Source organism: Halomonas sp. BC2 (genome assembly GCF_002078115.1).
Taxonomy (GTDB): Bacteria; Pseudomonadota; Gammaproteobacteria; order Pseudomonadales; family Halomonadaceae; genus Vreelandella; species Vreelandella stevensii.
In genome coordinates this window covers 4401-9038 of sequence record NZ_LFGT01000001.1, presented here as the reverse complement: position 1 = coordinate 9038, position 4638 = coordinate 4401, and the positions used below count along the sequence as shown (strand labels likewise).

4 protein-coding genes and 1 pseudogene are annotated in these 4638 nt (G+C 62.0%); all 5 read left to right on the top strand.

Annotated features, from left to right (window positions below; all coding sequences use genetic code 11):
- Positions 1-780, top strand: a pseudogene (locus B7L71_RS00055) (ABC transporter ATP-binding protein); the annotation flags it as partial.
- A 14-nt stretch (positions 781-794) separates the two neighbouring features.
- The gene (locus tag B7L71_RS00050; protein WP_081135019.1) at positions 795-2105 is read left to right on the top strand and encodes a cobyrinate a,c-diamide synthase; all 1311 of its coding nucleotides are present in this window, start codon (positions 795-797) and stop codon (positions 2103-2105) included.
- A gap of 106 nt (positions 2106-2211) precedes the next feature.
- Positions 2212-2652, top strand: coding sequence for a YtoQ family protein (locus B7L71_RS00045; RefSeq protein WP_016914164.1), 441 nt, complete (start codon positions 2212-2214; stop codon positions 2650-2652).
- Positions 2653-2671: 19 nt separating this feature from the next.
- Positions 2672-3283, top strand: a complete 612-nt coding sequence (cobO, locus tag B7L71_RS00040) for a cob(I)yrinic acid a,c-diamide adenosyltransferase (protein WP_081135016.1) — start codon at positions 2672-2674, stop codon at positions 3281-3283.
- A 665-nt stretch (positions 3284-3948) separates the two neighbouring features.
- Complete coding sequence (locus tag B7L71_RS00035) at positions 3949-4569, top strand: LysE family translocator (protein WP_081135014.1); 621 nt, start codon at positions 3949-3951, stop codon at positions 4567-4569.
- Positions 4570-4638 lie beyond the last annotated feature (69 nt).

Below are 4638 nucleotides of genomic sequence, written 5' to 3'. Positions count from 1 at the left end.
TGGCCACCCAGGAGTTGATCATTGACGTGCCGGGGCGCCGTTCAGGCACCGCGCTGAACCTCACCATCGAGCCGGGGCAGGTGTGGGGCGTGCTGGGCCCCAACGGCGCGGGCAAGACCACGCTGCTGCACACTTTGGCCGGGCTTCACGCCCCCCGCTCGGGGCAGGTGCTTGCTGGGCGACACGCCGCTTGGCCAGCTGCGCAGGCGACAAGTGGCCCAGCGGCTGGGGCTGGTGTTTCAGGAGCGGCTGGACGGCTTTCCCGCCACGGTACTGGAGACCGCGCTGATAGGCCGCCACCCCTACCTTTCCCTGTGGCAGCGGGAAGGTGCCGACGACTACGCCCGCGCCGAAGCCGCGCTGGCCGCGCTGGACGTGGCCCACCTGCGCGACCGCCTGGTGAATACGCTTTCCGGCGGCGAACGCCAGCGGGTGGCCGTGGCCACGGTACTGACCCAGGCCCCCAGCCTCTGGCTGGCCGATGAACCCACCAATCATCTGGATTTACACCATCAAAGTGCGGTGATGGCGCTGATGGCCGAACAGGCCGCCCAGGGCAGCGCGGTGATGATGTGCCTGCACGATCTCAACCTGGCCGCCCGCTGGTGCGACCACATTCTGCTGCTTTACCCCAGCGGCGAAGCCTGCTGGGGCCCCCGGGACACCATGCTGGTGCCCAGCGCGCTGGAGCGGCTCTACCGCCAGCGGCTGGCCACGGTAGAGGTGGACGGCGCGCCGGTGTTCGTGCCCATTCAAGCGCCATTGACCGATCATGAATGATTCAAGGAAGCCACATGTTGCAAGGTGAAGCACACGCCGCGTTGATCAGCGCCCCCGGCTCCGGCCAGGGCAAATCCATGGTGACGGCGGCACTGGCCCGGCTGCACCGCAATGCCGGGCGCACCGTGCGGGTGTTCAAGCACGGCCCCGACTACCTGGACCCCATGGTGCAAGAGGTCGCCTCTGGCCAGCCGGTGTACCAGCTTCACCCCTGGATGACCGGCGAGCACGAGTGCCGCTGGCGGCTGGCCAAAGCCGCCCAGGAAGCCGATGTGATTCTGGTGGAAGGCTCCATGGGGCTGTTCGATGGCTCGCCTTCCAGCGCGGACCTGGCCATGCTGGCGGGTATTCCCGCGCTGCCGGTCATCGATGCCTGGGGCATGGCGCAAACCTTCGGCGCGGTGGCCCAGGGCCTGGCCAACTACCATCCGGATCTCGCCATTCACGAAGTGATCGCCAACCGCGTGGGCAGCCCCGGCCACGGCAAACTGCTGGCCGAGAGCATGCCGGAAGGCATTGCCCTGCTGGGGGCCATTCCCCGCCACGAGGCCATGCAGATTCCCGACCGCCACCTGGGCCTGGTGCAAGCCAGCGAACTGGGTGGCCTGGATGCCCAGCTGGATGCCGCCGCGAAAGTACTGGAAGAGGCCGGGCTGGGCCGCCTGCCCAAGCGGGTCACGCTCAGCGCTGAGACCCCCACGCCTGCCCCGACACATCTGCGCGGCGTGCGTATCGCCATCGCCAAAGACGACGCCTTCGCGTTTCTCTACCGCGCCAATCTCGACGTGCTCGAAGAGATGGGCGCCATGCTGCGCTTCTTCTCGCCGCTCGATGACACAGCGCTGCCAGAGTGTGATGCCCTGTGGCTGCCCGGCGGCTACCCGGAACTCCACGCCGCCCGCTTCAGCGCCAACCAGCCCATGCACGACGCCATTCGCGCCCACCACTGGGCAGGCAAGCCCATACTGGCCGAGTGCGGCGGGCTGATGAGCTGCGTAGAGCGGCTGGTAGATGGCGACGGCCACGGCCACGCCATGCTGGGGCTACTGCCCGGCACCGCCAGAATGGCCGGAAAGCTCACTGCGCTTGGGCTGCAAAGCCTGCACACCCAACGCGGCGAACTGCGCGGCCACACCTACCACCACTCGCTGCTGGACACCTCCCTGAAGCCGCTGGCCCGCACCCGCAAGCTGGCAGGCAGCGAAGCCGAACCGATCTACATCGAGGGCGCGCTGGTGGCCAGCTACTTCCACGGCTACTTTCCTTCCGCGCCCAGGCTGGTGGCGGATATTTTCACCGGCCAGGCACTGCAGCCCGCCGCGTAACGGGCAGGGGAGGCGGGTCGCCGAAAATCAAATATGGAAGGTTTTTCCATAAAGCCCAGTGGGCTATGATAGGGCGACACACACTCCCCAACCCCAAGGAGCCACCATGAGCTTTTACGTCTACCTTTCCGGCGAGATTCACACCGACTGGCGCGAAGAGATTCAGCGCGGCGCAGAAGCCGCAGGCCTGGACGTGGTCTTCACCGCCCCGGTGACCGACCACGACGCCTCCGATGCCGCTGGCGACCACCTGGGCAAGCCGGACAACGGCTTCTGGCGCGACCACCAGTCCTCCAAAGTGAACGCCATCCGCACCCGCACCCTGATCGAACAAGCCGATCTGGTGGTGGTGCGCTTCGGCGACAAGTACAAACAGTGGAACGCCGCCTTCGATGCAGGCTACTGCGCAGCCTTGGCCAAGCCCTACATCACGCTGCACAGCGAAGAGATCGTTCACCCGCTGAAAGAAGTCGACGCCCAGGCCCAAGCCTGGTGCACCACCACCGATCAGGTCGTGGAAACCCTGCGCTACGTACTGAAAGCGTAAAACACCCCAAGGAGCCCCCATGCGCGAAAATGCCAAAACCCCGGAACGCCATGCCCAGCGCATGGCGGCCAAGCAAAAAATCATGAACGAGCGCATTGCCCGCGCCGACAAAGAGCAGGGCATCTTGCTGGTGCTCACCGGCCCCGGCAAAGGCAAAAGCAGCTCCGGTTTTGGCATGCTCGCCCGCGCCCTGGGCCACGGCATGAAAGTAGGCGTGGTGCAGTTCATCAAGGGCGCGTTCAGCACCGGCGAAGAAGCCTTCTTCCGCAACCTGCCCAACGTGGACTACCACGTCATGGGCGAAGGCTACACCTGGGACACCCAGGACCGCGAACGCGACGTCGCCGCCGCCAACGCCGCCTGGGCACAAGCCAAGCGCATGCTGCAAGACGACAGCTACCACATGGTACTGCTCGACGAACTCAACATCGCCCTGCGCTACGAGTACCTCGACCTGGACCAGGTCCTCGACGACCTGCAAGCCCGCCCCGACATGCAACACGCCATCGTCACCGGCCGCTACGCCCCCCAACCCCTCATCGACCTCGCCGACACCGTCACCGAAATGAAAGTCGTCAAACACGCCTTCAAAGACCAAGGCATCAAAGCCCAAAAAGGCATCGAGCTTTGAAGTGAGGAGAAAAATGGAAGGGGAGAGGAGTGGCTGGTGACCCGTGAGTGTTAGACGTTCGGCCCCCGTAGCGCGGCGTAACGCCCGAGCGAGAGCAACGAGCGAAGAAGGCACCCGCAGCGGCGGCCCGGCGCGAAGGCGGCGCCAGCCGCCCCGAACTTGCATTGTGGGAGGCAGCTTCAGCTCGCGACGATCAAGCCACCAAGCCTCATCCCACCCGCCCTTGTGGGAGGCAGCTTCAGCTCGCGACGATCAAGCCACCAAATCTCAGCATACCCGTAGCGCGGCGTAACGCCCGAGCGAGAGCAACGAGCGAGGAAGGCACCCGCAGCGGCGGCCCGGCGCGAAGGCGGCGACCAGCCGCCCCGATCCCGCCACATCCCCTCACCCACACTCCTCAAACCACCCCATCCTTTGACCCAGCGCAATTTTTCCAAAAATCTACGTGACCAAAGCCAAATTTATCAATAGAGTATGATGAAATCGCAAAAAGCAGCGGGCACGCGAATTTTGGTTATGCTGCCATGAGTCAGACATAGTCTATTAGAAACAGTGGTTTATGATTTTTTGAGTGGCGATATAACATCAATGATCTTGCTGGCGCGTTCAATAATGTTATGTGGAAGGGCGTATAATCACTGTTAGTTCTTAAAGGAGAATCAGTTGTGACTTTAATGACCATCCTATTATTCGTACCAGCATGCTTTGCTTTGAACATGGCTCCTGGCCCTAATAATCTTCTTTCGATGGCGAATGCGAAGCGTTATGGCATCAGGGTTGCCTGCTTGGCTGGCATTGGTCGGTTGGTCGCATTTGTAGTCATGATAACGCTCGCTGCTACAGGACTGGCAACGGTGCTGTATACGTCTGAAAAATTGTTCCTAGCGATAAAAGTAGCAGGGGGGCTCTATCTACTTTGGCTGGCCTTTCAGTTGTGGACTGCAGACTCAACCGACGGTGGAAACGAATCTCTGGCGGGAAAAAGCCTTTTCCAGCTGTCGAGGCAAGAGTTCTTTCTGGCGGCAGGGAACCCCAAGGCTATTTTGATTTTTACAGCATTCCTGCCTCAGTTTGTTGACCCTACAGGCTCTGTTGGATTGCAGTTCTTGATTTTAGGTGTGCTGTTTTTAATGCTTGAGTGGGTAGCAATAGCCGGGTATGCATTCTTTGGCAAAGGACTGCGCCATTGGTTCTCCCGTCCATCTATGCGTTGCCTGTTCAATAGAATTTGTGCTGGGCTACTTGGTAGTGCAGGGGTTGGGCTTTTACTGGCTCGTCGTGAATGAACTAACAAAGCAATTAAATTCGCTCCCTGCGGTCGCCGGACGCTCGTCCCTCGCGCCGTTTATTGCGGG